Source organism: Streptomyces violaceus (assembly GCF_036014075.1).
GTDB lineage: Bacteria > Actinomycetota > Actinomycetes > Streptomycetales > Streptomycetaceae > Streptomyces > Streptomyces violaceus.
Window position 1 is genome coordinate 4,014,591 of the sequence record NZ_CP107911.1, and the last position, 26,107, is coordinate 4,040,697.

Here is a 26,107-nt window from a genome sequence, read left to right on the forward strand (position 1 = left end):
GTCGGGGCCGGGGGCGGTGGCCCCCGGCCCGTACGTTCCCCGGCCCTTCACTCCCCGTCGAGCAGGGTGAGCTGCTCGTCGTCGAGGGCGATGTCAGCCGACGCCATGTTGGCCCGCAGATGGGACAGGGAGGCGGTGCCCGGGATGGGCAGCAGGACCGGCGAGCGGTGCAGCAGCCAGGCGAGCGCCACCTGCGTCGTCGTCGCCCCCGCCTGCGCGGCCACCCGGGCGAGCGCACTGTCCGCTGCCGGCCGGGCCGTACCGGCGAGCGGCTTCCAGGCGATGAAGGCGATGCCCTCCCGCTCGCAGTGGTCCAGCTCCTTCTCGTAACGCCGGTCGTAGAGGTTGTACTTGTTCTGCACGCTCACGACGCGTGCCACGCCCCGGGCCTGCTCGATCTGCTCCACCGTCACCTCGGAGAGCCCGATGTGGCGGATCTTCCCCTCGTCCTGGAGCTGCTTCAGAGCCCCGACCTGGTCCTCCAGCGGCACCTGGGGATCGACCCGGTGCAGCTGGAAGAGCTCGATGCGCTTCAGCCGCAGCCGGCGCAGGCTCAACTCGGCCTGCTGGCGCAGGTAGTCGGGCCGGCCCAGCACCCGCCACTGATGGGGACCGGGCCGGACCTCGCCCGCCTTGGTGGAGACGACCAGGCCCGGCGGGTAGGGGTGGAGCGCCGACGCGAGCAGTTCCTCGTTGGCGCCGAGCCCGTAGACGTCGGCGGTGTCGATGAACGTCGCGCCGAGCTCGACCGCGCACCGTGCGACCTCGGCGGCCTTGTCCGGCCGGGTGGGCGGGCCCCAGTGGTGGGGGCCCGTGAGCCGGAGCGCCCCGAAACCGAGCCGGCCCACGGTGAGGTCGCCTCCCAGGGTGATGTGTGTACCGACGGCTCGGCCGGGTCGCACGGTGACGGTTTCCTTTCAGCCGGGGATCAGGGAAGCCGGACGGAGAGCGGGTGCTGGAAGACGCCGCGGGGGTCGTACTTCGCCTTGACCTTCTGGAGGCGGCGGTATCCGTCCTTGTAGTAGAGGGTGTGCCAGGGCACGTCCGAGGTGTTCCAGCGCGGATCGGCCAGGTCGGTGTCGGGATAGTTGATGTAGCAGCCGTCGTGCTCGTCGTTCGGCACGGGCACGCCGCCGGTGTCGCGGAACACGTCCCGGTACAGCTCGCGGATCCAGTTCAGGTGCACGTCGTCGAGGCCCGGATCCATCCAGGTGGCGGAGAACCACGCCTTGAGGATCGAGTCCCGCTGGGGCACGGCGGTGGCACCGGGCGCCACGGTGTTGACCTTCCCCCCGTACGAGTAGAGGTCGACGGCGCCCCAGCCCTCGAACGCGGGGTCGGTCAGGTGCTTGTGGACGGTCTTGATGCGCTCGGGTGTCCAGGTGCGCCTGAGGTAGGCGCTCTTCGACTTGTGCCGGTCGTATCCGCCGGTGTCGAAGCGTGCGCCGAGGGTGGCCTGGAGCCAGAGGTCCTCGGCGTGCTCGATGGCCGGCTCGAGTCCGGTCCCCGCGTTGACGGCGTTGACGTACCGCTCGATCAGTTCGGCGGCGTCCGCGCGGCCGCCGTCGAAGCGGATGTCCAGGGAGATCGAGCCGATCGCGTGCGTGTTGAGGTGCAGGGTGCTGTAGAGGCTGCCGTACCGGGCGTCGGCGTGGTTCTGCTCGTACCACCGGCCGAAGTTGGTGACGAGCCGGGTGAACTTGGCCAGGTCGAGATCGGCCCAGGACCAGGTCACATAGGTGGAGCGGAGCCGGGTGGGCGGCTTGGGCAGCAGGGCCGAGGGGTCGTCGCCCGAGGCCCCGGGCGTACGGAACAGATAGCGGGTGACGATGCCGAAGTTGCCGCCGCCGCCCCCGGTGTGCGCCCACCAGAGATCGTGGTGGGGATCGTCCCGCTCGCGGGTGGCGGTGAGGGTGCGGGCCTTGCCGGAGGCGTCCACCACCACGACCTCGACGCCGTACAGATGGTCGACGACGGTGCCGTCACGACGGGTCAGCGGCCCGTATCCGCCGCCGGCGACATGCCCCCCGGCCCCGACCTGGGGGCAGACCCCGGCGGGCAGGGTCACGCCGTAGTCGTAGAACAGCGTGCGGTAGACCTCGCCCAGGGTGGCGGCGGGCTGCACGGCGAACGCCCGGTGCTCCTTGTCGAAGTAGACCGCGCGCATGGGCGAGGTGTCGATGAGCACACGGACGTCGCGGTGGTCGGCGAAGTTCTCGAAGCAGTGCCCGCCGCTGCGGACCGCGATCCGCTTCCCGGCCGCCACGGCGTCCGTGACGACCTGGTCGATCTGCTTCGGCGTGTGGACCACGTGCACGAGGTCCGGCGACCCGACGAAGCGGGCGTTGAATCCCCTGGCGACCAGTTCGCCGTACCGGGGGTCGGCGGCGGCGACCGTGGTGACCGGTGACTCCGGCACGCACACGTTGGCCCTGGCCCGCGCGGCCTCGGCCGGTGCCGCGACCGCCCCCGTGGTGGCGACCGCCGCGGCACCCGCCCCTGTGGTTCTCAGAAACCCGCGGCGACTGAATCCGCCCATGACACACACCCAACCCTTCGATGAGAAACGAGTGGGTGGAACGGCACGATGACGCGTCCCCCCTCACGGCACGGCCCCCTGCCGTCCGCGCGCGGGACCCGGTTCGACCGGGCCCCCGACCGACGCGCACTCCCCCGAGCATCGCCGTAGCCGCCTCCTCACCGGAGGCGTCGGACACCCGTCAATCCTGTGCGGGCCCCTGTGGCTCCAGCACGATGACGGGGATCTTCCGGTCGGTCTTCTTCCGGTAGCTCTTGTACTGCGGAAAAATCACGGTCATCGCCTCCCACAGGCGATCCCGTTCCCCCTCTTCCGCCTCCCTGGCGACCGCCTCGAACGTGTCCGCGGCCACCTGCACTCGCACCCGCGGCTCCGCCAGCAGGTTGAGGTACCAGTGAGGATGGTGGTCGGATCCGCCGTTGGACCCGACGACGACGTAGTTGCCCTGATCCTCCCCGTAGATCAGTCCGGTCCGCCGCAGCGCCCCGGAGGTGCGTCCCCGTGTGGTCAGCAGCAGCGTGGGCTTCCCGTACCAGATGTGCCCGCTCGAACCCTCGCTGGCCACGTATCGACGCACATGCGTAGCGACCCAGCCGGTCGGGCTGTCGAGCACCTCGTCCTGTTCGTGCATGCACTCACTCCGTCCGTCGGTGGGCACAACGTATCACCGGATACTCCAATTTGAGTATCGCCTGGGACCTCCCCTCAAACCACTTGGTTCAAGGGGGAGTTGACCTGAGCGACTGCTTCCGGCTGCCCTGACGGACGCGGTAAGAGCATGCTGCGCCGAGCCCGCCTCACGCAACGAGTTCCGGACACCGGCCACCCGCTCTCGACCGCGTCTCGAGTCTGCCTCGACCGGCTGCCCGGGCCTCGCGAACGCGCTCCGGAAGACGTGCTCTAGAAGGGGAACCCGCTGCGGCCGTGCTGCACCGAGATCCACTTGGTCGTGGTGAACGAGTCCAGCATCGTGTCGCCGTTGAGCCGGCCGATCCCCGAGTGCTTCTCGCCGCCGAAGGGGACGATGGGCTCGTCGTGGACGGTGCCGTCGTTCACGTGGAACATGCCCGTGTCGATCTGCTTGGCGAACGCGACGCCCCGCTCGATGTTCCCGGTGTGGACGGCGCCGCTCAGGCCGTACGGAGTGTCGTTGACGAGGCGTACGGCCTCCTCCTCGCCGTCGAACGGGACGAGGAACGCGACCGGGCCGAAGACCTCCTGCCTCAGCAGGGCCGAGTCGGCGGGGACGCCGGTCAGGACGGACGGCTCGACGAGATTGTCGGTCCGCCCGCCGCGCACCAGGGCCGTGGCGCCCTCGGCGAGGGCCTGCTCGACCACGCCGGAGACGGCGTCCGCCTGCGAGGAGTTGATGACCGGACCGATGACGGTCTCCGGGTCGCGCGGGTCGCCCGCCTTGAGGGTCTTCACCTTGGCGACGAACTTCTCGGTGAACTCGTCCGCGACCGAACGGTCGACCAGGACGCGGTTGGCGGCCATGCAGACCTGGCCCTGATGGACGTACCGGCTGAAGACGGCCGCGTCCACCGCGTAGTCGATGTCGGCGTCGTCGAGGACCACCAGCGCGCTGTTGCCGCCCAGTTCGAGGACCGAGCGCTTGAACAGCCGGGCGCAGACGGTGGCCACGTGCCGGCCGACCGCGTCGGAACCGGTGAAGGAGATGACCTTGGGGACCGGGTGTTCGATGAAGGCGTCGCCGATCTCCGCGATGTCGGTGATGACGACGTTCAGCAGACCGCCGGGCAGCCCCGCGTCCTCGAAGATCTTCGCGACCAGGGAGCCGCCGACGATCGGCGTGTTCTGGTGCGGCTTCAGCACCACGGCGTTGCCGAGCGCGAGCGCAGGGGCGACGGACTTGATCGACAGCAGGAACGGGAAGTTGAAGGGGCTGATCACGCCCACCACACCGACCGGCACGCGGTAGACGCGGTTCTCCTTGCCGTCCACCGGCGAGGGGATGATCCGGCCCTCGGGGGCCAGCGCCAGATGGACCGCCTCGCGCAGGAACTCCTTGGCGAGGTGCAGCTCGAAGGCGGCCTTCAGACGGGTGCCGCCGAGCTCGGCGATGATGGCCTCGGAGATCTCCGCCTCGCGCTCCTCGATCAGCCGCAGGGCCTTCTCGAAGACGGCACGACGGGCGTACGGATTGGTCGCCGCCCACTGCTTCTGGGCGCGGGCCGCGGCCCGGTACGCCTGATCGACCTCGTCGGCCGTGGCTATGGTGATCGACGCGAGCTTCTCGTCGTCGTACGGGTTGAAGTCGATGATGTCCCAGGAGCCGGTACCCGGGCGCCATTCACCGTCGATGTACTGCTGTGCAAGGTCGGTGAAGCAGGACGACGACATGTGATCCCTCGATCCCTAGCAGACCTCTGATCGCGCCTTCACGATCTGATCACACGTCATCGTACTGAGGTTTCGGGAGAGTTGGAGGTTTCAGGAGAGCTGGAGGAGCCCCCGGAGAAGATCCCGGCTCTCCGAAGGGCCGGGGCTGTCGCTCTGGAGTTCCTTGAGCGCCTTCTCGTACTGGGCGACGTCCTCGGCCTTGTCGAGGTACAGCGCGCTGGTGAGCTGCTCCAGGTAGACGACGTCCGAGAGGTCGGACTCCGGGAAGCTGAGGATCGTGAACGCGCCACTTTCGCCGGAGTGGCCGCCGAGGCTGAACGGCACGACCTGGAGCCGTACGTTGGGCCGCTCGGAGACCTCGATGAGGTGCTGGAGCTGGCCGCGCATCACCTCGCGGTCGCCGTACGGGCGGCGCAGGGCCGCCTCGTCCAGGATGATGTGGAAGTCGGGCGCCCGCTCGTCGACGAGGTACTTCTGCCGCTCCAGGCGCAGCGCCACCCGCCGTTCGACGTCGGCCTCGCTCGCGCCCTGCATGCCCCGCCGGACCACCGCGTGGGCGTACGCCTCGGTCTGCAGCAGGCCGTGCACGAACTGCACCTCGTACGCCCGGATCAGCGACGCGGCGCCCTCCAGGCCGACGTAGGTCGGGAACCAGCTGGGCAGCACGTCCGAGTAGCTGTGCCACCACCCGGCGACGTTGGCCTCTTTCGCCAGGGACAGCAGGGAGGCGCGCTCCTGCTCGTCCGTGATGCCGTACAGCGTGAGCAGGTCCTCGACGTCCCTGGTCTTGAAGCTCACCCGGCCCAGCTCCATCCGGCTGATCTTCGACTCGGAGGCGCGGATCGAGTAGCCCGCCGCCTCGCGCGTGATGCCCCGCGCCTCACGCAGACGCCTGAGTTGTGATCCGAGCAGCATGCGCCGCACCACCGATCCCGGCTCTCCCGCGCTCACGTTCGCCAGCCTCCCCAACGTCTTCAGGGGCCGAAGTCTGCCACTAAAACACTCCGAGCAGTACTCGTCCGGTTACGGAAACGGAATCGCATCAGAGGACGCACGCGCGTGAATGCAAGAAGGAGGCATGCGAACGGCCGGAGAGAGACGCGAAGATGACGGAAAAATTGACCAACAAGCGGTACGGGACGGCTCATTCCGGTCACGTGCACGTGCATCTGCCCTTGCATCTGCTGAACGCATCCGAAACCATGGTCCCGCACCACCGCCGCATCGCACCGACCGCGAATTCCCGGGAGTGCCTCGCATGGGGACGAATGGATCAACCATGCTCGAGCCGTTACGGCAGGGCCTTCCGCCGCTTGATCCAGCGGCCGTGTCCGACGCCGCCTCCTGCGCCCTGCCCGCCCGCTACGAAGCGGTGCGCGACGCACGGCGGTTCACCCGTGGAACCCTCGACCAGTGGGACATGGGCGACCGCTTCGACGACGTCTGTCTGGTGGTCTCGGAACTCGTCACCAACGCGCTGCGGCACGGTCTGCCGGCCGACGCCGCGTGCGCCGCGGGCCGGGAGCCTCCGGTGCGGCTGCACCTGATGCGCTGGACCGAGCGTCTGGTGTGCGCGGTGCGCGATCCCAGTCACGACAGTCCCGTCGCCCGGGAGACCGACGACTTCTCGGCCGAGTCGGGCCGCGGGCTGTTCCTCGTCGACTCCTTCAGCGACAGCTGGGGCTGGCACCCGCTCGCGGGCGCGCTCAGCGGCAAGGTGGTCTGGGCGCTGTTCCGGCTGCCGCGACCCGGCAGCGAATAAGAAACCGCGGCGCTTCCTGGCGCCGCGGTTCTACGCGCGTTACAGCGCGTGTATTCCCGATTACCCCCGGTTTGTAGGGGCCTGTCGACTCGTCAGCCACCCACCAGGTGGTCGAACTCGCCGTCCTTCACGCCCAGCAGCATCGCCTCGATCTCCGCGCGGGTGTAGACCAGCGCGGGTCCGTCGGGGAAGCGCGAGTTGCGTACGGCCACCTCCCCGCCCGGGAGCCGGGCGAACTCCACGCACGAACCCTGCGAGTTGCTGTGCCGGCTCTTCTGCCAGGCCACACCGTTCAGCCCGGCGGCCGCCATCCCGTTGTACACGTCGTGGTCCACAGGTCGCTCCCCGGTGGTGCACTGGCTTATGTGGCCATTGTTGCAGTGGTCAACTGACCCGGATCATAGCCCTGTTCATGTGCGGATGCATGAGCAGATGCACGTGCACGCGGGGTGGTCCCGCAGTTACAGCTTTGGCGACCGCTTTACCGAAGCTCTTGCCTGTTTGACGGCCCTGCCCTGTCGCGCGTTCCCGGGTGCCGACGGGGAAGTCGGCGGGTTCGGCGGAGGTCCGGTGGAGGCGGAGCATCCACTCGGCGGCGGGGGCGAGGGGCCCGGCGGGGGACGCGACGAAGAAGCGGGAGCTGGCGGCGTACGGGCCGGGCCTCGCGGCAGGGCGGGCCGGGCTCCATCCGGAAGACGACCGCGAGCTGCGGGGTCAGGGAGAAATGGGCCGCTCGCAGGACCGGGACGTCGTCCTCGAGGCCGGTGTGCGGGTCGCCTCATCAACGGACACACGGCGGGCCACTTGGCCCTGCCGGTCCGCCCGGCGTGCACCTGGTGAAGGCCCCGGACGCAGGCATGAGGCCCCCCCACGCGTCAAGCGTGGGGAACCTCACCCGGGCCGGACGCTCAGCGGGAGGCGTAGGGCAGCAGCGCCATCTCGCGAGCGTTCTTGATCGCCCGGGCCAGCTGCCGCTGCTGCTGCGCCGACACCCGGGTGACACGGCGGCTGCGGATCTTGCCCCGGTCGGAGATGAACTTCCGCAGCAGGTCGGTGTCCTTGTAGTCGATGTACGTGATCCCGGCCTGGTCCAGCGGATTGGGGCGGTTCTTGGCGGGCGGCTTGCGGTCGAACTTGCGGGGCATACGGGATCAGACCTCCAGGAGGGTGTCGAAGGCGTGGGGCAGCCGCTGCCAGGCGTCACGCCCGGCGGCGTACTCGGCGTCGGTCAGCAGGCAGGACTCCAGCAGCCGCTTCAGGCCGTCCCGGTCGAGGCCGGGCGAGGTGAAGACGAGGTGCTGGCCGCGGTCGCCGTGCTCGGGGTGCCAGTCCAGCGCGGCGGCGGCGCGGCGCACCGGCGGGACCATCTCCCAGGCCGCGTCCGGCAGGGAGGCCAGCCAGGGTCCCGCGCTCTCCACGCACAGGGCCCCGCCCGCGGCGTCCCAGTGGAACAGCGTGTCGGGCTTGTCGGCGAGCCAGAACCGGCCCCGGCTGCGGGCCGCCGCGCAGGTCAGGTCCTCCAGGGCGGCGTAGAGCCGCTCGGGGTGGAAGGGGCGGCGCCGGTGCCAGACCAGGGTGGAGACGCCGTGCGCGTCGGCCTCGGCGGGCAGCAGGGCGCAGGCCGGATGCTGGGCGGCCGCCGCGGCCTCCACGTCGAAGCCGGCCAGGGCCGCCTCGGCCAGCGGCGTCAGCGGGCGCCGGCGCGGGGCCGGGACCGTCAGGCCGGCGCAGGCCGGCGCGCCCTCCGGGTCGCCCTGGCCGATCGGGACCTGACGGGCCGTCGGGTGCAGCTGGGCGAGCAGCTCGCGGTCCTCCTCGTCGGCCTCCGGGGACTCGGCGACCGCGAGGACGGGGGCGTACTCCAGCTGGCGCGCGAAGGTGTCGGCGACCGTGCGCTGGTCGGTCGCGGCGGCGGCGAGACCGCCGTCGGCCAGGTCGTCGCCGTTGCCGAGGTACGGCAGGACCAGGGCCGGGTCGACGGCGGTGAGCACGCCGGTGACCGGGAGCCCGCCGGCCGTGACGACCTCGGCCATGGCCTTGGGCTCGACGGAGTCCCACAGCTCGACGACGGCCAGCGGCGTCCGCCCGGAATCGGCGAGCCGCTCCAGCTCCGGGACCAGGTCCTCGCGCAGGGCGCAGCAGGCACAGTCGTTGACGAGCGGCGCCTCCCCCGCGTCGAGGACGCCGGTGGCGTCCCGGACGGTCCGTACGACCGTGCCGGCCGCGGCCGTGGCGAGGTCGTGGTGGAGGGCGACGCTGCCGGGGACGTCGGCGAGCAGTCGCGCCACGGCGGCCCTGCGGGCGTCGGCGTGCAGCCCGCCGACGATCACGACGGAGAGACCGGAAGGGACAGTCACCGGCGTCAGCCCTTCTTTCCGTACCGGCGCTCGAAGCGCTCCACGCGCCCCGCCGTGTCCAGGACGCGGGCGGTGCCGGTGTAGAAGGGGTGGCTGACGTCGGAGATCTCGACGTCGACGACCGGGTAGGTGTGGCCGTCCTCCCACTCGATCGTCTTCTCGCTCGTCGTGGCCGAGAGGGTCGAGCGGGTGAGGAAGGCGTAGTCGGCGGCACGGTCGCGGAAGACGACGGGGCCGTACTCCGGGTGGATTCCCTCGCGCATGGTCAGCGCTCCTCTCGGAAGTCGACGTGGCGGCCGGCGACCGGATCGAACTTGCGAAGGATCATGCGGTCCGGGTCGTTGCGGCGGTTCTTGCGGGTCACGTAGGTGTAGCCGGTCCCGGCGGTGGACCGGAGCTTGATGACCGGCCGGAGTTCGTTGCGTGCCATGCCACTATGCTACTGAAAATGAATTCCATTTGCATCGCCTGAATCAGAGAGGTACGTCACCACGATGTCCGCGCACTGCATGCTGACCGGCACCCGGCCCGGCTTCGGCAACCGCATCTCGCACTCCCACCGGCGCACGTCACGCCGGTTCGACCCCAACATCCAGTCCAAGCGCTACTGGCTGCCGAGCGAGGGCCGGCACGTCCGCCTCCGGCTGAGCGCCAGGGCGATCAAGACCGTCGACACGATCGGAGTCGAGGCGGCCGTCGCCCGGATCCGCGCCCGGGGAGTGGAGGTCTGATGGCGAAGAAGAGCAAGATCGCGAAGAACGACAAGCGGCAGGAGATCGTCGCGCGGTACGCCGCCCGGCGCGCCGAGCTGAAGGAGATCATCCGGCGGCCGTCGTCGACGGAGGCCGAACGGCTGTCCGCCCAGGCGGAGTTGCGCGGGCAGCCGCGCGACGCGAGCGCCACGCGGGTACGCAACCGTGACCAGGTGGACGGGCGGCCGCGCGGCTACTTCCGGGCGTTCGGACTGTCCCGGGTGAACCTGCGGGGGCAGGCGCATGCGGGGTACCTGCCGGGGGTGAGGAAGTCGTCGTGGTGAGGCGGAGTGGGGCGGAGTGAGGCGCGCGGGTGCGGCCCTGCGGGGCCGACCCGGTGAGGGCCGGACGCCAGGGGGCGCTTCCGTGGGATGACCGCCCCGGGGAGAGCCGGACGCCCGGGGGTGCTTCCGGGGGATGACCACCCCGGGAACGCCCGGGGGTGGTTCCGGGGGATGACCACCCCGGGAAGAGCCGGACACCAGGGGGCTCTTCCGCGGGATGACCACCCCTCGGAGAGCCAGACGCCCGGGGGCTCTTCCGCGGGATGACCACCCCGCGGAGAGCCGGACGCCCGGGGGCGCTTCCGCGAGATGACCACCCGCGGAGAGCCAGACACCCGGGCCCCGCGTCGGCCGGCCGTCCCGGTGAGAGCGCCCCGGCCGCCCCTGCCGTCCCGGGCAGACCCGTGCCACCCGTGCCACCCGTGCCACGCGGGCCGCCTGTTCGCCGGTGCCCAGGCGCCCCTCGTGGGCGGGCGGCCCGGCCGGCCTGCGAGGTCGTGGCCGGTGAAGGCCGAGCGGGGTCGTCCCCCGAGTCCCTTGACGGACCCTGGTAGCTTGCTTCGGTCGTTCCGGCACAGGAGCCGGCCGGTTCCTTCCGGGTCGGCCGGCTAGAGCTTGGGGGCTTGCAGTGACTTCGGTGATCTTCTCGCGTCACACAGGAGCGCGTCGACGGCTGCGGGTCGTGGCAGTGGCCGCGGGCCTGGCGGGCTCGCTCGCGCTGACCGCGTGCAGCGGTGACGGCGACTCCGGGGACGACTCCGCGTCCAGCCCGGCCCCGTCCGCCTCGGCGTCCGCCGGCACCGGCGGCGATTCCGACACCGGCGGCGATTCCGGCTCCGGCTCCGGCTCCGGCTCCGGCTCCGACACGCTGGCGGGCAGCTGGCTCGCGACGACCGGCGGCAAGGCCGTGGCCCTGGTCATCACCGGAGAGCAGGCCGCGCTCTTCGCCACCGGCGGGAGCGTGTGCAGCGGCACCGCCGGCGAGGAGTCCGGGATGCGGATGATCCGCCTGAAGTGCACGGACGGCAGCAAGGACCGGACGACCGGCATGGTCGACTCCCTGAACAAGGGCAGCCTGAAGGTCACCTGGGAGGGCGGCCTCGGCACGGAGACGTACACCAAGTCCGAGGGCGGCAAGCTGCCGACCGGGCTGCCCACGGCGGGCCTCGGTTAGGAGTGCGAGTCCGGAGGGCGGCCTGCCCGGGTGCGTGATGGTCCGTCTGTCCGAGATGATCCCTCCATCGGAACCGCTCACCGCCATCACGCACCAGAGGTCCCCATGCGCACCCTTCCTCCCTTCGCCCTGGCCGCCGCCCTCGCCGGGACGCTCCTGCTGACCGCCTGCGACGACGACGGGGCCGGCACAGACGACGTCAAGAACGCGGACCGGCCGGCCACTTCGGCCTGCGCGCTCGGCGACATGGGCGTGAAGGTCGGGGCCGGGGCCGCCCCGGCCGCCGGGGACACCGGCACCGTCACCGTGACGCTCACGAACAAGGGCGCGCAGTGCACGCTGAAGGGCTTCCCCGGCGTGGACCTGGTGGCCGACGACAGCACGACGTCCGTGTCCCCGGACCAGGCCGTGAAGGCCCAGCCGCTCACGCTCGGCAAGGGCGGCAGCACGTCCTTCACCATCACCTACGTCCGGGGCGAGACGGGTTCCCCGAAGAGCCTCCCCGTACGGAAGGCGTCCTTCACCCTGCCCGGCGCCACCGCGGACGCGCGCGAGCTGACGTGGTCGTACGGCGAGGTCGCCCGGAGGGACGGGGAAAGCGGCGCGGCCGAGGCCTCGGTGAGCGGCTTCGAGTCCTCGGGCGACTGACGGCGGGTCAGCGCAGCGGCGGCCGGTGCCCGACCTGGGCACGGTCCGCCGCCTGCGCGCCCTCCGTCCAGCCCGCCGCGTCGCGCACACCGCGCAGGCGGGTCGTGGTCGTCTCCGGAAACATGCGGTCCAGCCGTCCGGTGACCGCGACGTCGCGGGTGGCGAGGACCGGGAGCAGGTCGTCGGTCACCTGGGCCTGGGCCACTTCCGCCAGGCGGGTGCCGATGCGGTGGGCGTAGGCCGCGAGGAAGGACTGCCGGAACGTCTTGGTGCGCTTGCGGCCCCCGGCGCGCTGGGCGGCCTCCGCCTTCGTCATCGCGGTCGTTGCCTGCACGAGGAGCGAGGTGTAGAGGAGTTCGACCGCCTCCAGGTCCGTTTCGAAGCCGACGACCGTGGAGAAGCCGAAGGGTTCGTTCCACACCGCGCGGCAGTGGTTGGCGCCGGCGACCGCGTCCAGCAGGACCGCCTTGGCCTGCTCGTACGGCGGTTCCACACCGATCCGGCAGGCGCCTGGGGTGTCGGGCGAGGGCGCCCGCGCCGCGAGCAGCGCCTCGTCGACGCTGTGCCGGGCCATCAGCTCCTGCGCCTTGGCGCTGAGCGCCTCCGCCTCCTCCGGGAACCCGGTGGCCTCCGCCTTGGCGAGCAGGGCGCGGATGCGGGTGAGCATGCGGGACTCGGTCCTGCCCCCACCGGTCGCCTCCCCGGGCGCCTCGTCGAGGGCCTCGAGGGCGGGCAGCCGCAGCAGCAGGCGGTACAGCTCCAGCACGGCCGTGGCGTGCGAGAAGCGGTCGGTGCGGGGCGGGTCGTCGGCGGGGAGTTCCGCGAGCTGCGCGCTCCAGCGGCGGCCCCGGGGGCGGTCACCGGGTGCCTGGGCGCGGATCAGCGCGGCCACGAGGAGCACGTGGACGTCCTCCAGTTCGCTCCGGACGATCCGTACGACGTCGGCCGGCTGCCAGCCGCGCCGCCAGGAAGCCGCCACGAACTCCTCCCCGCGCCGGGCGAGTTCGGCATCCGCCGCCGGGTCGGAGGCGAGCAGGGACGCGCCGGTGTCGAGGGCCGTCTCGCCGGTCGCGTACAGGGCCGCTTCGAACGCGCGGTCGACGGTGGGGGACGTACTCACGGGCCGATGGTGCCATGCCTTTCGGGTGTCAACTCAAGGTTGACACCCCGTGGGGCGCAACCTACGGTTGACACCATGACGACGAACCCCGACATCACGTCATCCGTACGCCTCGACGACCTGATCGCGGCGATCAAGAAGGTTCATCAGGAACCCCTCGCACAGCTCCAGGACGCGGTGATCGCAGCCGATCACCTCGGCGAGGTGGCCGACCACCTGATCGGCCACTTCGTGGACCAGGCCCGGCGTTCGGGCGCCTCCTGGACGGACATCGGCAAGAGCATGGGGGTCACCCGGCAGGCCGCGCAGAAGCGCTTCGTGCCGAAGGAGTCGAACGACCTCGACCCGAACCAGGGCTTCAACCGCTACACGCCCCGCGCCCGCGACACGGTGATGGCCGCGCACAACGCGGCCAGGTCCGCGCGCAACGCCGAGGGCCTGCCCGCGCACCTCGTCCTCGGTCTGCTGGCCGAGCCGGACGGCCTCGCCGCCAAGGCGATCATCAAGCAGGGCGTCACGCTCGACGCGGTCCGTGAGGCGGCGACGGCGGCCCTTCCGCCCGCCGTCGAGGAGGCCCCGGAACTCGTGCCGTACGGCCAGGCCGCCAAGAAGGTCCTGGAACTCACCTTCCGCGAGGCCCTGCGCCTCGGCCACAACTACATCGGCACCGAGCACATCCTGCTGGCCCTGCTGGAGCACGAGAACGGTGAGGGCGTCCTCAGCGGCCTCGGCATCGACAAGGAGCGGGCCGAGCAGTACGTCGGGACGGTGCTGGAGAAGATCATGCAGGCGCAGAAGGAGACGGACGAAGACTGACGAGGCCTTCCACGGAGGCGAGCGGCGGGCGTTGTCAGACCCCCCTGCCACACTCGCGGCATGACCGACCGGTGGGCGCTCGCTCCGGCCGAGGACGGTGGCGTGGACGTCGCCCCCCTCGGTCCGGACGGGCTGCCCGCCGGGCCGGTGCGGCGGGAGACGGATCCCGCCGAGGCCGTGCGGAGCCGTCCCGGCGTCACGCGGTGGGTGTGGCGGTCCACCGCCGAGGTCTACCCGCGCCTGCTCGCCACGGGGGTGCGAGTCGAGCGGTGTTACGACATCGAGGCCGCCGAGACACTCCTCCTCGGCCACGAGGGGCGGTACGGGGAACCACGCTCGGCCGCGGCCGCCCTGGCCCGGCTGCGCGGCGGCCCCGTACCGCCCGATCCGCCCCAGCGGTCCGCCGAACCGGGCTCGCAGTCCTCCCTGTTCGAGCCGCAGGGCGTCCCGCTGCCCCTGCCGGACCTCCTCGCGGTCTACGCCGAGCAGCAGCGGCGGCACGCGAGCGCCGAACACCCCGACCGCATGCGGCTGCTCACGGCCTCCGAGTCGGCGGGCATGCTGGTGGCCGCGGAGATGAACCGCGCCGGGCTGCCCTGGAGCGCCGAGGTGCACCGGGCCGTCCTGCAGGACCTGCTGGGCGACCGGTACGCGGGCGGCGGCGAGCCACGCCGCCTGGCCGAACTGGCCGACGAGGTGTCCACGGCCTTCGGCCGCCGGGTGCGGCCCGACCTGCCGGCCGACGTGGTGAAGGCTTTCGCCCAGGCCGGGATCAAGGTCTCCTCGACCCGCCGCTGGGAGATCGAGTCGATCGACCACCCGGCCGTGAAACCCCTGATCGAGTACAAGAAGCTGTACCGCATCTGGGTCGCCCACGGCTGGTCCTGGCTCCAGGACTGGGTGCGCGACGGACGGTTCAGACCCGAGTTCCTCGCGGGCGGGACGGTGACCGGGCGCTGGGTGACCAACGGCGGGGGCGGGCTCCAGATCCCCAAGGTGATCCGGCGGGCCGTGGTCGCCGACCCCGGCTGGCGCCTCGTCGTCGCCGACGCCGACCAGATGGAGCCGCGCGTCCTCGCGGCGATCTCCCGCGACCCCGGCCTGATGGAGGTGGCGGGCCGGGAGACCGACCTGTACCAGTCCGTCTCCGACCGCGCCTTCTCAGGCGACCGCGCCCAGGCCAAACTCGCCGTGCTGGGCGCGGTCTACGGACAGACCTCCGGCGACGGCCTGAAGAACCTCGCCGCGCTCAGACGCCGCTTCCCCAGAGCGGTGGCATACGTCGACGACGCGGCCCGGGCCGGCGAGGAAGGCCGGCTCGTACGGACCTGGCTCGGCCGGACCTGCCCGCCCGCGGCGCGGGGGACGGACGACGCGACGGAGGAGGCCGGCATCCCCGTCGCCGACGACGACCACCCCGCCACCGCCGCCCCCTGGGTGCCCGGCTACGCCTCCACCAACGCCCGCGCCCGCGGCCGCTTCGCCCGGAACTTCGTCGTCCAGGGCAGCGCCGCCGACTGGGCCCTGCTCCTGCTCGCCGCGCTGCGCAAGACCTGCGCGGACCTGGCGGCCGAGCTGGTCTTCTTCCAGCACGACGAGGTGATCGTGCACTGCCCCGAGGAGGAGACGGAGACGGTCGTGACAGCGATCCGCGAGGCGGCGGCCCTGGCCGGACGGCTGACCTTCGGCCAGACGCCGGTCCGGTTTCCGTTCACTACGGCGGTGGTGGAGTGCTATGCGGATGCCAAGTGATCACTACGTCCGAACCGGCCCCGCGACGCACGCGGCCGCTTCCACGCCACACCGGTGTCAGATGACCGGCGGCCGACCCAACCGCGTGAGCCGCCACACCGTACGCCAGCGCATGGGCCGCCGCTCACCCGCCGACTCCCGGACGCCTTCCACGAATCCGCCGAACCACGCACGCAACCCGGCGGCGGAACGGTTCCGTGCGAGGGTGAGCAGCACCCACACGCCCAGATGGACGGGGACGAGCGCGACCGGCAGCCTGCGCCGGGCCAGCCAGACGCGGTTGCGGGCGTTCACCCGGTAGTAGATGGCGTGCCGGGCGGGCGAGGTCTTCGGGTGCTGGAGCAGCAGTTCGGGCGCGTAGAGGATGTGCCAGCCCGCGTCGGCCGCGCGCCAGGCCAGGTCGGTCTCCTCATGGGCGAAGAAGAACTCGGCGGGCCAGTCGCCGACCTCGTCGAGCATCGCCATCCGCAGCGCGTGCCCGCCACCGAGGAACCCGGTGACATAACCGCCTCGCATGGGGTCGGAGCCGCCGATCCGGGGCACGTGCCGCTGCTGCGTCTCGCCGAGTTCGTCGGCGATGCGGAACCCCACGATGCCGAGCCGTTCGTCGGCGGCGTACAACTCCCGTACGCGGCGCAGCACATCGGCGTCCACGAGCAGCCCGTCGTCGTCCAGTTCGACGACGACGTCGACATCACCGAACTTCCGCAGCCGCGCGAGGGCCGCGTTCCGCCCACCGGGGCACCCCAGGTTCTCGTCGAGCTCGACGGGGGTGACCTCACCGGGCAGGGACAGCCGCCGGGCGAACTCGGGCAGCGGGCAGCCGTTGCCGACGATCACGATCCGCTCGGGCGGCACGTCCTGCTTGGCCACGGTACGGAGCAGCGCGTCGACCTCCTCGGGCCGATTGCCCATCGTCACCACGGCGACGGCGATCCTGGGCGCCCCCATGTCCTCACCTCATCACGGTCGGCAACTGACGGGTCGACGGGCGATGCTATCCGTTCACGGTAAGGACCCTTTAAGTACGCCTGCCGGACGGTGGTTCACCTACGCCGTTCGGCCGAGACGGCACCCGACCGGAACGGGCACAGGATGTCGGGTCCGGCAGGGGGTGCGCTGCCTAGCGTGGTGGTCACGAAAGAGGAAGGAACCGGGCGTGCTGGAGCGGCTCAACCAGGCCATGGAACACATCGAGCGCCACCTCGACGAGTCCTCGGACGTCGAGGAGCTGGCGCGGATCGCGGCCACCTCGGAGTACCACCTGCGCCGTATGTTCTCCGCGCTGGCAGGCATGCCCTTGTCGGAGTACATCCGGCGCCGGCGGCTCACCGTCGCGGGCGCGGAGGTGCTCGCGGGCAGCGAGACGCTGCTGGAGATCGCGGTGCGTTACGGCTACGGCTCCGGCGAGGCGTTCGCGCGGGCGTTCCGCACGATGCACGGCGTGGGCCCGGGCGAGGCCCGGCGCACCGGCGCCGCGCTCGTCTCCCAGCCCCGGTTGACCTTCCGCCTCACCGTCGAAGGGAACAGCAGCATGCACTACCGCGTCGTGGACCGCCCGGCCTTCACCGTCACGGGCTTCAAGACCCGGATCCCCCTGATCCACTCCGGCCCGAACCAGGCGATCATCGACTTCGTCCGCGGCCTCGACAAGTCCGCGAGGGACCAGCTGGAGAAACTGTCCGACCAGGAACCGCGGGGCATCGTCGCGGTCTGCGACGACCTTGACCCGAGCCGCGCGGAGGGCACGGAACTCGACTACTACCACGCCGTGATCACCTCGGCCCCGGTCTCGGCCCCGGTCCCCGAAGGCATCACCGCCCTGCCCGTCCCGCCCGGCGCCTGGGCGGTCTTCACCACCTCGGGGCCCGCCCCGCAGGCCATCCAGGAACTCTGGCGCGACGTGTTCACCGAGTGGTTCCCGTCCAACCCCTACCGCACCCGCCCCGGTCCGGAGATCCTCCGCACCCGCCTGTCACCCGACGGCACGGAGGCGGACGCCGAACTGTGGCTCCCGGTGGAGCGGGAAACCACCCGCTGAAACACGCGAGAACCCCAGGCCGGGTCCATCCGGCGTGGGAGTGGTCCCCGCGGAGCCGCTGCAGCTGCGAGGCGGCCACGGCGAGAGCGCGACCACCGGCTGACGGCCGCCTCGTCCTTATGCCGTCCACACAGCGGACCAATGCCGTGAATTGAGCGGCGCAAGGGCCGCACCCGGCAGGTCCGGAACACAGTTGACTTACCCTTCCTTTTCGCGATCATTACATATGCGGCCCTTCCAATTCCCCAATGCCTGAGGCATGGGGGTCAACGGGGCGAGAAGGCGTCGCACGGCCGACGGGGATGTGGATTCGCTGTGCGCGAGAGGGTGTCGTTCAAGCTGCTCGGACCGCTCGAGGCAGCCGTCACCGACGAACCGATCCGGATCAGCAGTGCACGTCAACGATCAGTTCTGGCCACTTTGTTGCTTTCCAGCGACCGGGTCGTCTCGGTCGACAGCCTCACCGAGGCGGTGTGGCAGGGAGACCCGCCGGCCACGGCGCGGAACCAAATCGCCATCTGCATTACCTCGCTGCGAAGGATCTTCCGTGAGGCATCCGTGCCGGCGGAAATGATCGAAACGAGCCACCCCGGCTACATACTTCACTCCGCGCACTGCTATATCGATCTGAGAGACCTGAACCAGTCGGTGGCGAGAGCCCGTATGGTGGCCGCTCACGACGAACAGGCGGAGGAAGCCGCCACGTTGTTCGAGCATGCTCTCGCCCTGTGGCGGGGCCCCGCACTCGACGGTCTCTCCGGAGCGCACATCGACGATGTCGCCGGTCAGCTGGCCGAGTTCCGGCTCGATGTGTGCGAGGAGTACGCGGCCCTCCAGCTGAGGCTTGGCCACCACCAGAAGGTCAGCGCACAACTGGCGGCGCTCGTCAAGGAGAACCCGTTGCGCGAGCAGGCCCGGGCGTATCTGATGCAGGCCCACCACATGGCCGGCCGGCGCGCCGAGGCGCTTCAGGTCTACCGCGAAGGACGCCGGGCTCTCGTCGACGAGCTCGGCATCGAACCCGGGCCCGTGCTGCAGGAGATGCACCGCCGCGTCCTGCGGGACGACGACTCCGAGCCGCGCTCCGACGCACCCCCGCCGGCCAGGGCGGCCGCCACCACCGCCCCGTCCGCGGTCCCGTCCGACCCCGCCCCGGGCGTTCCCGCCCAACTGCCGCTCGCGCTCTCCACCTTCACCGGACGCGAGCCGGAGATCGAGGCACTGGAAACGCTGCTGCGCCGCAGCGCCGACGGGTCCGCACCGGCGGTGGCCGTCGTCACCGGGGTGAGCGGCATCGGCAAGAGCGCGCTGATCGTGCACTGGGCGAACCGGGTCGCCGACCGCTTTCCCGACGGGCAGCTCTTCATCGACGTACACGGCTATGACAAGTCCAACCGGCCGCTGTCGTCCCTGTCCGTCCTCGACCAGGCGCTCCGCGGCCTCGGGGTGTCCAGCGCGCAGATACCGGCCGGACTCCAGGAACGCTCCGCGCTGTACCGCTCCCTGCTGAACCACCGCAGGCTGCTCGTCATCCTGGACGACGTGCGCTCGTTCCGGCAGATCCAGCCGCTGTTGCCGGGGCGTGGCCGGTGCATCGTGCTGATCACCAGCCGGGATCCGCTGGACGAACTGGTCAGTGACTACGGGGCAGTCCAGATCCAGCTGAACGTGATGACGGCGCACGAGGCCGACCGGATGCTCGCCACCGTGATCGGGCAGGACCGGGTCGCCGCCGAGCCCGAAGCCGCGGCGCGGCTCGCGGAGCTGTGCGGTCATCTGCCGCTGGCCCTGCGCATCGCCGCGGGCCGGCTCACCCCGCGCCCCTACCGGTCGCTGCAGCGGCTCGCCGCACGCCTGGAGGACGGAGCCGGCCGGCTCGACGTGCTCAGCCCCTCCGACGGCGGAGTGCGGGCCGGATTCTGGCTCAGCTACCGGGAGTTGTCGCCCGAGGCGGCCGTGCTGTTCCGGCGCCTCGCGCTGCTCCCGGTGGAGGGGTTCGCCGCATGGGCGGGCGCCGCGGTGCTCGACGTGAACCTGATGAAGGCCGAGGACCTGCTCGAACAGCTCGTGGACGCCCAGCTCCTGGAGCTGTGCCTGACGCAGTCCGGACCGTCGGCCCGGTTCCGCTTCCATGAACTGCTGCGTCTTTTCGCCTGGGAGCGCGCCCACGACGAGGACTCCGCCCAGGATCGCGCGGACGCCCTGCAACGCGCCTACGGCACCCTGCTCACGCTCGCCGGCTCCGCACACCAGCTCCTCTACGGCGCCGGGCACCTGCCACGTCATTCGGCCCGGCTCGTCCACGAGCTGCCGGTGGACGCGGTCACGGAGCTGCTCGCCGATCCGCTGGAGTGGTTCGAGTCGGAGCGGGGCACCATCCTCGCCATGGTGGGCGCGGCGGCACGGCACGAAGCCGCCGCCCACGCCTGGGAACTCACCGCGCGGGCCATGCCGCTGTTCGAGATGCGCAACTACCAGGAGGACTGGCAGCAGGCCGCACAGAGCGCCCTGGAGAGCGCCCGGCAAGCCGACGACACCTTCGGCGCCACCGTCATGCTGCGCTCGCTCGGCTCGCTCGCCATCTACCAGCGCCGTTACCAGGACGCCGACGACCTGCTGACCTCAGCGATGGAACTGCTCGACCGGGCCGACGACCCGCACGAGCGGGCGGTGGTGCTGCGCAATCTCGCCCTGTGTGCCCGTTTCCGCGGTGACCTCGACGGCGCGGCCGAACACTGCCGGGCCGCGCTCACCCGCTTCCGGGAGACCGACGACCCGGTCAGCGCCGCGCACGCCCTCGGTCTGCTGGCGCAGATCGAGCTGGAGCGCGGTGACAACGACACCGGGATCGCGCTGACCCGGCAGGCCATCACGGCCAGTGCCGAGAGCGGGTCGGTGCGCGGCCGGGCCCAGAACGTCTACCGGCTCGCCGAGGCGTATCTGCGCATCGGTGATCTGCGCGAGGCGACCGGGACCTGCCAGGAGGTCATCGAGCTCACCCGGGCCCAGGGCGACCGGCTCGGCGAGGCGTACGCGCTGCGCGCGCTGGGCGAGGCCCAGTGGCGCCAGGAGCTGTACGACGCCGCGGAATCCACCCTGCGCGAGGCGTTCACGGCCGCCGGGGACGTCGGGGACCGGTTCCTGCAGGCACGTATCGAGACGGACCGGGCCTGCTCCGAGGCCCTGCGGGGCGACGCAGCGGCGGTGGACCGGCTGCGACGGGCCCATCAGGCCTTCACCGTGCTGTCGGCGTCCTCGTGGCAGGAACGCACCGCCCGGCTCGTCGACGTCGTCGGCGATGCCTCCGCCGAGGGCCGGCCGGTGCCGCTCGAGCGCCTCCTGGCCACTCGGTGACACCGGCCTGTCCGGACTACTTGGTCCAGGGCAGGTCGTCGTCGCCCAGGGCGCCGTCCAGCGCCCCGTTCACCAGGTAGGTCACGTCCGTCACGGCGCTGCCGGGGCCGGGGCCGGGGCCCGTCCAGGGCAGGTCGTCGGCGCCGGCCGTACCGCTCATCAGCGCGATGTTGACCGCGACCGCACCGAGCACCGACACGACGAAACCCGTCTTCTTCTGCATGTCCTGGAATCCCCTCCGTCGCTGAACTCTTCAGCTGCAACAGACCGTACCCCAGCGAATCATCGCCGCTATTTCTCCTCGATTTCTCCCGCCTCCGGCCGGAGAAAATGAGCCGACATGACCGCGGGCTAAGGTCGGCTCCGAAGTCGACAGCGGAGGGGGACCAGCGTGCTCAAGGAGATCGGCGTCGGGATGGATGCGGAACGCGCCTACCGCGCTCTGCTGAGACAGCCGGGCGCGAGCCCGCAGGACATGGCGGAGCAGCTCGGATGGCCGCTCGACCGGGCCACCGGCGCCCTCGGCGAGCTCGCCGAACTGGCTCTGGTGCAGTCGTCGCAGGAACATCCCGGAGGCACGCGGGCGGTGGATCCGGAACTGGGCCTGAGGTCGCTCGTCCAGTTCCAGGAGCGGGAATTACTCAAACTCCAGCTGTCTCTCTCCGAGAGTAAATTGGCGACCGAAAAGCTCATCTCCGAATACCGGCGCGGAGCCCGTACCGAAGAAATCGAATCGGTACAGCTCGCCCAGGGTCCCGATGCGATCCAGGCGTGCATCGAAAAGGTGAGCCAGGAGTGCCGCGAGGAGGCCGAGGCGCTGCTGCCCGGCGGTGCGCAGCCGGCCGACAGGCTGCACGCGGCGAAGCCCCTCGACCAGATGCTTCTGGAGCGGTCCGTGCGGGTGCGGTGCGTCTACGCGCACAGCATCCGCAACGACCGGCCGACCACCGAGTACGCGCAGTGGCTGAGCCGGCAGGGCGGGCAGGTCAGGACCGCGCCGCAGCTACCGCTCAGGATGGTGATCTGGGACCGGAGCAAGGCCCTGGTGCCGCTCGACCCGGACCAGCCCGACCGGGGTGCGTTCCTGCTGTCGAGCCCTGGGCCGGTGGCCGCGTTGCGCGCCCTGTTCGAGCAGGTGTGGCGACAGGCGTCACAGTTCGGCCAGGAGCGGCCGACGGGCCGGGCACGGGAGTTGAGCGACGAGGAGAGCGCGGTGCTCGGCCTCATGGCGGGCGGGCTCACCGACGAGGTGATCGCCCGCAAGCTCGGGGTCTCCGTGCGCACGAGCCGGCGGATCACCGCCGAGCTGATGACCAAGCTGGGCGCCCGCAGCCGCTTCCAGCTCGGCGCCGTCGCGGCGCAGCGCGGCCTGCTGACGGTCTAGCGGTCTCGGCGGTCTCGGCGGTCTCGGCGGTCCGGGCCGGGCCAGGCGGGCCGGGCGGGCCGGGCCAGGCGGGCCGGGCCAGGCGGGCCGGGCGGGCCGGGCCAGGCGGCCCCGGCTGTCCGGATCGCCCCGGCGGCCTACGCGGTGTCCACTCCGGGCCGGCCGCGCAGATACGCGAGGACCGCGAGGACCCTGCGATTGGTCGTGTCGTCGAGGGAGAGGTCGAGCTTGGTGAGGATGGACCCGAAGTGCTTGCTGACGGTGCCCTCGCTCACCACCATGGCCGCGGCGATCGACGCGTTGGACTTGCCCTCCGCCATCAGCGCGAGCACCTCCTGCTCCCGCGCGGTGAGCCGAGCCAGCGGGTCGCGCCGGTGCCTGATCAGCTGGCGCACCACCTCGGGGTCGACGACCGTGCCGCCCTCCGCGACCCGGTGCACCGCGTCGACGAACTCCTCGACATGGCCGATCCGTTCCTTGAGGAGATAGCCCACCCCCGTGCCGTCGGAGGAGTCGAGCAGGTCCTCGGCGTAGGACCGCTGGATGTACTGGCTGAGGACCAGGATCGGCAGTCCGGGCCGGCGGCGGCGCAGGGCGATGGCGGCACGCAGGCCCTCGTCGGAGAAGCCGGGCGGCATCCGTACGTCGGTCACCACGATGTCGGGTTCGTGCGCGGCGACCGCCTCGGTGAGCTCGTCCGCGGAACCGACCGCGGCGACCACCTGGTGCCCGAAGCGCTCCATGAGGCCGACGAGTCCTTCGCGGAGCAGGACACTGTCCTCGGCCAGCACGATGCGCAGCATCAGTTCCTCAATCATGCGGTCGTATCAGGGAGTTGAGCAGGGTACCAAGAGGCGGAACACGGTGGGCCCGCCGGGCGGACTGGACACACGCAGGCGGCCGTCGAGGACCGAGACGCGATCGGCGACGCCCAGCAGGCCCGTCCCCCGCCCCGTGTCCGCGCCCCCGTGACCGTCGTCCTCGACCTCCACGGCCAGCTGCCCGTTCTCCAGGCCGCCCCGCACCACGGCCCTGCTCGCGCCGCTGTGCTTGGCGACGTTGGCGAGGGCCTCGCTGACCGCGAAGTACACGGCCGTCTCGATCGCCTCCGGGGGCCGGACCGGCAGGTCGAGGTCCACGTCGACGGGGATCGTCGAGCGGTCCGCCAGATCCTCCACGGCCGCCACCAGGCCCCGGTCGGTGAGGACCTGGGGGTGGATGCCGCGGATCAGCTCCCTGATCTCGACGAGGGCGGTGGCCGCCTCGTCCTGCGCCTTGGCGAGCAGCGGGCCGAGCGGGCCGTCCGCCGCGTCGAGGCGGGCCAGGCCGAGCGTCATGGACAGGGCGACGAGCCGCTGCTGCGCCCCGTCGTGCAGATCGCGCTCGATGCGGCGCCGCTCAGCCTCGAAGGCGTCCACGAGCCGGACCCGGGAGCGGCCCAGCTCCTTGATCTTCGAGTTCAGTTCGCCGGTGGGCGAAGCCAGCAGGAAGCGGGTCAGGGCGGCCCGGCCCGCGGCGATCGCGCCGAGCGGGTAGGCGAAGACGGGCATCAGCAGCAGCCCGGCGAGCGCCGCCGAGAGCGCCCCGGGCCAGCTGTCCACGATCCACATCTTGAGGACCCGCGCCTCCTCGCCGTCGACCGCCAGCATCACCGGCGTCGCGAGCAGCCCGCCGCACACGAGGAGGACGGAGCACACGACCAGCGCTTCGAGGGGCCACAGCAGGAAGCCGAAGAGCACCGCGTAGCCCAGCTCGCGCCAGGTGGCGCGTTCCTGGAGCCGGGTGCGCAGCCAGGCGGTGAGGCCGGTGCGGTCGGGTTCGCGGTGCGGATCGGCGAGCGGCTCGCTGTCGATCAGACGCAGCCGGCTGCGCTCGACCGAGGCCAGCGGCACCCCGGTGAGGACGAGGACGAGCAGCAGCGGAAGGCCGACGACGACCACGGTGAGCACGCTGCCCGCGACGGCGAGCAGCACGAGCGTGAGCAGGGTGAGGAGGCCGAGGACCGCGCTGCTGAGCAGGTACAGCGCAGCGCGCCAGGGCCAGCCGCTGCGTACGTAGTGGCGCAGGTGGAGCCGGGTCCAGATCGTCGGGGGGTGCATGCGCCGCACGTTATGAGACCTTTCCGGCCCGGACCACCCAGCTAGCTCCACCATCGGGGTGGGCACCGGCTACCGGCCGGGACTGGGCCCAGCTGCGATGTGCAGGGGCGCCCCCGCGCGGTCTGCTGTAAGGGCTCCGGACGACGGGGTGACGGCACTGCGAGAGGACCGAAATGGCCTGGACCCAGGAACAGTTGGCGGCTGTGCCCGTGTGGCTGACGCTGCTGATCGTCTTCCTGCTTCCCATGGCGGAGCCGGCGCTCCCTCTGCTCGGCATGCTGTTCCCTTCGCAGACCGCCCTGATGGCGAGCGGCGTGCTCGCGCACCACGGCGCGCTGCCGCTTCCCGCCGCGATCGCGATGGCGGTGCTCGGCGCACTGGCGGGCAATGTGATCGGTCATCTGGTGGGGCGCCGGTGGGGTCCCCGGCTCGTCGCGAACCTGCCGGCCCGGGTGACCGACTCTCCCGGCTACCGCGCGGCGCTGCACACCGTCGGCACCTACAGCGCGCGTGCGGTGCTGCTCGGCCGGTTCAACGCGGTGCTGCGCACGCTGGTACCGGTGATGTGCGGCACCGTCGGCGTGCCCTGGACCCGCTTCCTCGGCCTGTCCCTGCTCGGCAGCCTGCTGTGGGCGCCCAGTTGTGTGGCGGTCGGGATGATCGCTGGCGGCTCCTGGCAGAAGTGGGGCGGCTCGGGAGTGCTCGCCGCCGGCGGCGCCGTCCTGCTGCTGACCAGCTCCCTGCCGATGCTGCTCTCGTACCTCAGCAGCAGGAAGGCCCAGGCGAACGCCGCGCTCACCATCGCTGGTTGAGATAGGCCAGGAGTTCCGCCTCGTGCGGGACGAGGTAGAAGTGGTCACCGGGAAAGACCCGGTGCTCGTACGTGGATGTGGTCAGGGGCCGCCACGACAGCAGGTCGGCCAGGGAGCAGCCCGGGTCGTCCACGCCGCCGACCGCCGTGACCGGTGCGCGCAGGGGCGCCGGCTCCACGGGCCGGTAGGACTCGATGAGGCGGAAGTCGCCGCGCAGCGAGGGCAGCAGCAGCGGGCGCAGGTCGGGGTCGTCGTAGACGGCGGAGCCGAGGTCCCCCAGGCCCCGGGCCGAGGCGATCAGACTGTCGTCGTCGAGGAGGTGGAGGGTGCCGCCGCGTTCGATGTGCGGGGCGCCGCGCCCGGAGACGACGACGCGCTCGGGAACGATGCCGTGCCGCTCGTCGAGGCGGCGCGCCACCTCGTAGGCGACGGCGGAGCCGAGGCTGTGCCCGAACAGGGCCAGGGGGGCGCCGAGTCCGGGCCCGAGGACGTCCTCAAGGGCGTCGGTGATGCGGTCGGCGAGCTCCGCCATGGACTCGGCACAGGGCTCGGCGAGCCGCTCCTGACGGCCGGGGTACTGAGTGGCGAGCAGCTCCACGCCGCGCGGCAGACGGGCCGCCCAGCCGTGGAAGAGGGTCGCCGTGCCGCCCGCGTGCGGGAAGCCGACGAGGCGCAGCCGGACGCTCCCGTCCGTGGCCGGGTAGCGCCGGAACCAGCGGCTCCTGGTCCCCGCCCCCACAACGCCCCCTGCTCCTGCGACACCCATACGAATCCACCCTCGCCCTCTCGTGGCACGGCCCCTGACGGGCCCCGGTCCCGCCATGATCCGTCGCGCGCGGGCCCGCGGGC

At 71.6% G+C, this 26,107-nt stretch carries 27 protein-coding genes; 11 read left to right on the forward strand and 16 right to left on the reverse strand.

Going from position 1 to position 26,107, the window contains the following annotated elements:
- Positions 1–47: 47 nt before the first annotated feature.
- From OG542_RS18030 to OG542_RS18050, 5 genes are all read right to left on the reverse strand, one after another.
- Positions 48–902 (reverse strand): aldo/keto reductase, encoded by an 855-nt coding sequence (locus tag OG542_RS18030; RefSeq protein WP_328412107.1) that lies wholly within the window; start codon positions 900–902, stop codon positions 48–50.
- 26 nt (positions 903–928) lie between these two features.
- Positions 929–2,539, reverse strand: coding sequence for an FAD-binding oxidoreductase (locus tag OG542_RS18035; protein ID WP_328412109.1), 1,611 nt, complete (start codon positions 2,537–2,539; stop codon positions 929–931).
- Between the two features lie 181 nt (positions 2,540–2,720).
- Entirely contained in the window at positions 2,721–3,170 is a 450-nt protein-coding gene (locus OG542_RS18040) for a nitroreductase family deazaflavin-dependent oxidoreductase (protein WP_328412110.1), read from the reverse strand.
- 269 nt (positions 3,171–3,439) lie between these two features.
- Positions 3,440–4,903 carry an aldehyde dehydrogenase family protein gene (locus OG542_RS18045; protein WP_328412112.1) on the reverse strand — a complete coding sequence of 488 codons (1,464 nt, stop codon included), beginning with the start codon at positions 4,901–4,903 and terminating at the stop codon, positions 3,440–3,442.
- A gap of 90 nt (positions 4,904–4,993) precedes the next feature.
- Positions 4,994–5,818 carry a helix-turn-helix domain-containing protein gene (locus tag OG542_RS18050; RefSeq protein ID WP_311130359.1) on the reverse strand — a complete coding sequence of 275 codons (825 nt, stop codon included), beginning with the start codon at positions 5,816–5,818 and terminating at the stop codon, positions 4,994–4,996.
- Between the two features lie 343 nt (positions 5,819–6,161).
- On the opposite strand from OG542_RS18050, the gene OG542_RS18055 reads away from it, so the two are divergent.
- On the forward strand, positions 6,162–6,665 hold the full coding sequence (locus OG542_RS18055) for an ATP-binding protein (protein ID WP_193483081.1): 504 nt from the start codon (positions 6,162–6,164) through the stop codon (positions 6,663–6,665).
- Between the two features lie 92 nt (positions 6,666–6,757).
- Here the strand turns inward: OG542_RS18055 and OG542_RS18060 are convergent, their stop codons facing one another.
- The 5 genes from OG542_RS18060 to rpmG form a co-directional block, all read right to left on the reverse strand.
- The gene (locus OG542_RS18060; RefSeq protein WP_221299255.1) at positions 6,758–6,976 is read right to left on the reverse strand and encodes a DUF397 domain-containing protein; all 219 of its coding nucleotides are present in this window, start codon (positions 6,974–6,976) and stop codon (positions 6,758–6,760) included.
- Positions 6,977–7,573: 597 nt separating this feature from the next.
- Positions 7,574–7,810: a 30S ribosomal protein S18 gene (gene rpsR / locus OG542_RS18065; RefSeq protein ID WP_193483082.1), complete on the reverse strand. Its 237-nt coding sequence runs from the start codon at positions 7,808–7,810 to the stop codon at positions 7,574–7,576.
- A gap of 6 nt (positions 7,811–7,816) precedes the next feature.
- Complete coding sequence (locus tag OG542_RS18070; RefSeq protein WP_328412116.1) at positions 7,817–9,022, reverse strand: CobW family GTP-binding protein; 1,206 nt, start codon at positions 9,020–9,022, stop codon at positions 7,817–7,819.
- 5 nt (positions 9,023–9,027) lie between these two features.
- Positions 9,028–9,285, reverse strand: a complete 258-nt coding sequence (locus tag OG542_RS18075; RefSeq protein ID WP_193483084.1) for a type B 50S ribosomal protein L31 — start codon at positions 9,283–9,285, stop codon at positions 9,028–9,030.
- A 2-nt stretch (positions 9,286–9,287) separates the two neighbouring features.
- Complete coding sequence (rpmG, locus tag OG542_RS18080; RefSeq protein ID WP_193483085.1) at positions 9,288–9,452, reverse strand: 50S ribosomal protein L33; 165 nt, start codon at positions 9,450–9,452, stop codon at positions 9,288–9,290.
- Between the two features lie 64 nt (positions 9,453–9,516).
- On the opposite strand from rpmG, the gene rpmB reads away from it, so the two are divergent.
- The 4 genes from rpmB to OG542_RS18100 all read left to right on the forward strand — a co-directional run bounded on the left by rpmB (position 9,517) and on the right by OG542_RS18100 (position 11,880).
- On the forward strand, positions 9,517–9,753 hold the full coding sequence (gene rpmB / locus OG542_RS18085; RefSeq protein WP_328412118.1) for a 50S ribosomal protein L28: 237 nt from the start codon (positions 9,517–9,519) through the stop codon (positions 9,751–9,753).
- The gene (gene rpsN / locus OG542_RS18090) at positions 9,753–10,058 is read left to right on the forward strand and encodes a 30S ribosomal protein S14 (protein WP_328412120.1); all 306 of its coding nucleotides are present in this window, start codon (positions 9,753–9,755) and stop codon (positions 10,056–10,058) included. Before rpmB ends, rpsN begins: the two co-directional genes overlap by 1 nt.
- A gap of 673 nt (positions 10,059–10,731) precedes the next feature.
- Positions 10,732–11,232 (forward strand): hypothetical protein, encoded by a 501-nt coding sequence (locus tag OG542_RS18095; RefSeq protein WP_328417975.1) that lies wholly within the window; start codon positions 10,732–10,734, stop codon positions 11,230–11,232.
- A 105-nt stretch (positions 11,233–11,337) separates the two neighbouring features.
- Complete coding sequence (locus OG542_RS18100) at positions 11,338–11,880, forward strand: DUF4232 domain-containing protein (RefSeq protein WP_328412122.1); 543 nt, start codon at positions 11,338–11,340, stop codon at positions 11,878–11,880.
- Positions 11,881–11,887: 7 nt separating this feature from the next.
- Here OG542_RS18100 and OG542_RS18105 read toward each other — a convergent pair whose 3' ends face one another.
- Entirely contained in the window at positions 11,888–13,000 is a 1,113-nt protein-coding gene (locus OG542_RS18105) for a DUF2786 domain-containing protein (protein ID WP_328412124.1), read from the reverse strand.
- Between the two features lie 75 nt (positions 13,001–13,075).
- On the opposite strand from OG542_RS18105, the gene OG542_RS18110 reads away from it, so the two are divergent.
- Both OG542_RS18110 and OG542_RS18115 read left to right on the forward strand, forming a co-directional pair.
- The gene (locus OG542_RS18110; protein WP_328412126.1) at positions 13,076–13,816 is read left to right on the forward strand and encodes a Clp protease N-terminal domain-containing protein; all 741 of its coding nucleotides are present in this window, start codon (positions 13,076–13,078) and stop codon (positions 13,814–13,816) included.
- A 60-nt stretch (positions 13,817–13,876) separates the two neighbouring features.
- A complete protein-coding gene (locus tag OG542_RS18115; RefSeq protein WP_328412128.1) occupies positions 13,877–15,568 on the forward strand; it encodes a bifunctional 3'-5' exonuclease/DNA polymerase in 1,692 nt (563 codons plus the stop codon).
- Positions 15,569–15,625: 57 nt separating this feature from the next.
- Here OG542_RS18115 and OG542_RS18120 read toward each other — a convergent pair whose 3' ends face one another.
- The gene (locus OG542_RS18120) at positions 15,626–16,519 is read right to left on the reverse strand and encodes a glycosyltransferase family 2 protein (RefSeq protein ID WP_328412130.1); all 894 of its coding nucleotides are present in this window, start codon (positions 16,517–16,519) and stop codon (positions 15,626–15,628) included.
- 208 nt (positions 16,520–16,727) lie between these two features.
- On the opposite strand from OG542_RS18120, the gene OG542_RS18125 reads away from it, so the two are divergent.
- Both OG542_RS18125 and OG542_RS18130 read left to right on the forward strand, forming a co-directional pair.
- Complete coding sequence (locus OG542_RS18125; RefSeq protein WP_328412132.1) at positions 16,728–17,609, forward strand: AraC family transcriptional regulator; 882 nt, start codon at positions 16,728–16,730, stop codon at positions 17,607–17,609.
- Between the two features lie 327 nt (positions 17,610–17,936).
- Positions 17,937–20,963 carry an AfsR/SARP family transcriptional regulator gene (locus OG542_RS18130; RefSeq protein WP_408057870.1) on the forward strand — a complete coding sequence of 1,009 codons (3,027 nt, stop codon included), beginning with the start codon at positions 17,937–17,939 and terminating at the stop codon, positions 20,961–20,963.
- Positions 20,964–20,979: 16 nt separating this feature from the next.
- Here OG542_RS18130 and OG542_RS18135 read toward each other — a convergent pair whose 3' ends face one another.
- Positions 20,980–21,186: a hypothetical protein gene (locus tag OG542_RS18135; RefSeq protein WP_328412136.1), complete on the reverse strand. Its 207-nt coding sequence runs from the start codon at positions 21,184–21,186 to the stop codon at positions 20,980–20,982.
- 168 nt (positions 21,187–21,354) lie between these two features.
- Between OG542_RS18135 and OG542_RS18140 the strand changes: the two genes are divergently transcribed.
- Positions 21,355–22,347, forward strand: a complete 993-nt coding sequence (locus OG542_RS18140) for a LuxR C-terminal-related transcriptional regulator (protein WP_311127004.1) — start codon at positions 21,355–21,357, stop codon at positions 22,345–22,347.
- A 137-nt stretch (positions 22,348–22,484) separates the two neighbouring features.
- Here OG542_RS18140 and OG542_RS18145 read toward each other — a convergent pair whose 3' ends face one another.
- Together OG542_RS18145 and OG542_RS18150 are read right to left on the reverse strand one after the other, a co-directional pair.
- Positions 22,485–23,150 carry a response regulator transcription factor gene (locus OG542_RS18145; RefSeq protein WP_261681146.1) on the reverse strand — a complete coding sequence of 222 codons (666 nt, stop codon included), beginning with the start codon at positions 23,148–23,150 and terminating at the stop codon, positions 22,485–22,487.
- A gap of 24 nt (positions 23,151–23,174) precedes the next feature.
- Positions 23,175–24,446, reverse strand: coding sequence for a sensor histidine kinase (locus OG542_RS18150; RefSeq protein ID WP_328412140.1), 1,272 nt, complete (start codon positions 24,444–24,446; stop codon positions 23,175–23,177).
- Positions 24,447–24,619: 173 nt separating this feature from the next.
- Between OG542_RS18150 and OG542_RS18155 the strand changes: the two genes are divergently transcribed.
- Positions 24,620–25,258 carry a DedA family protein gene (locus tag OG542_RS18155; protein ID WP_328412142.1) on the forward strand — a complete coding sequence of 213 codons (639 nt, stop codon included), beginning with the start codon at positions 24,620–24,622 and terminating at the stop codon, positions 25,256–25,258.
- Here OG542_RS18155 and OG542_RS18160 read toward each other — a convergent pair.
- A complete protein-coding gene (locus tag OG542_RS18160; protein ID WP_328412144.1) occupies positions 25,242–26,024 on the reverse strand; it encodes a thioesterase II family protein in 783 nt (260 codons plus the stop codon). The genes OG542_RS18155 and OG542_RS18160 overlap by 17 nt on opposite strands.
- Positions 26,025–26,107 lie beyond the last annotated feature (83 nt).

Bases quoted from the DNA above. Each gene is read 5' to 3' on its own strand.
- OG542_RS18160 (WP_328412144.1), bottom strand. From the start codon at position 26,024: ATGGGTGTCGCAGGAGCAGGGGGCGTTGTGGGGGCGGGGACCAGGAGC.
- OG542_RS18155 (WP_328412142.1), top strand. From the start codon at position 24,620: ATGGCCTGGACCCAGGAACAGTTGGCGGCTGTGCCCGTGTGGCTGACG.
- OG542_RS18135 (WP_328412136.1), bottom strand. From the start codon at position 21,186: ATGCAGAAGAAGACGGGTTTCGTCGTGTCGGTGCTCGGTGCGGTCGCG.
- OG542_RS18110 (WP_328412126.1), top strand. From the start codon at position 13,076: ATGACGACGAACCCCGACATCACGTCATCCGTACGCCTCGACGACCTG.
- OG542_RS18060 (WP_221299255.1), bottom strand. From the start codon at position 6,976: ATGGCGGCCGCCGGGCTGAACGGTGTGGCCTGGCAGAAGAGCCGGCAC.
- OG542_RS18100 (WP_328412122.1), top strand. From the start codon at position 11,338: ATGCGCACCCTTCCTCCCTTCGCCCTGGCCGCCGCCCTCGCCGGGACG.
- OG542_RS18050 (WP_311130359.1), bottom strand. From the start codon at position 5,818: ATGCTGCTCGGATCACAACTCAGGCGTCTGCGTGAGGCGCGGGGCATC.
- OG542_RS18150 (WP_328412140.1), bottom strand. From the start codon at position 24,446: ATGCACCCCCCGACGATCTGGACCCGGCTCCACCTGCGCCACTACGTA.
- rpmG (WP_193483085.1), bottom strand. From the start codon at position 9,452: ATGGCACGCAACGAACTCCGGCCGGTCATCAAGCTCCGGTCCACCGCC.
- rpmB (WP_328412118.1), top strand. From the start codon at position 9,517: ATGTCCGCGCACTGCATGCTGACCGGCACCCGGCCCGGCTTCGGCAAC.
- OG542_RS18115 (WP_328412128.1), top strand. From the start codon at position 13,877: ATGACCGACCGGTGGGCGCTCGCTCCGGCCGAGGACGGTGGCGTGGAC.
- OG542_RS18055 (WP_193483081.1), top strand. From the start codon at position 6,162: ATGGGGACGAATGGATCAACCATGCTCGAGCCGTTACGGCAGGGCCTT.
- OG542_RS18075 (WP_193483084.1), bottom strand. From the start codon at position 9,285: ATGCGCGAGGGAATCCACCCGGAGTACGGCCCCGTCGTCTTCCGCGAC.
- OG542_RS18035 (WP_328412109.1), bottom strand. From the start codon at position 2,539: ATGGGCGGATTCAGTCGCCGCGGGTTTCTGAGAACCACAGGGGCGGGT.
- rpsR (WP_193483082.1), bottom strand. From the start codon at position 7,810: ATGCCCCGCAAGTTCGACCGCAAGCCGCCCGCCAAGAACCGCCCCAAT.
- OG542_RS18045 (WP_328412112.1), bottom strand. From the start codon at position 4,903: ATGTCGTCGTCCTGCTTCACCGACCTTGCACAGCAGTACATCGACGGT.
- OG542_RS18120 (WP_328412130.1), bottom strand. From the start codon at position 16,519: ATGGGGGCGCCCAGGATCGCCGTCGCCGTGGTGACGATGGGCAATCGG.
- OG542_RS18145 (WP_261681146.1), bottom strand. From the start codon at position 23,150: ATGCTGCGCATCGTGCTGGCCGAGGACAGTGTCCTGCTCCGCGAAGGA.
- rpsN (WP_328412120.1), top strand. From the start codon at position 9,753: ATGGCGAAGAAGAGCAAGATCGCGAAGAACGACAAGCGGCAGGAGATC.
- OG542_RS18040 (WP_328412110.1), bottom strand. From the start codon at position 3,170: ATGCACGAACAGGACGAGGTGCTCGACAGCCCGACCGGCTGGGTCGCT.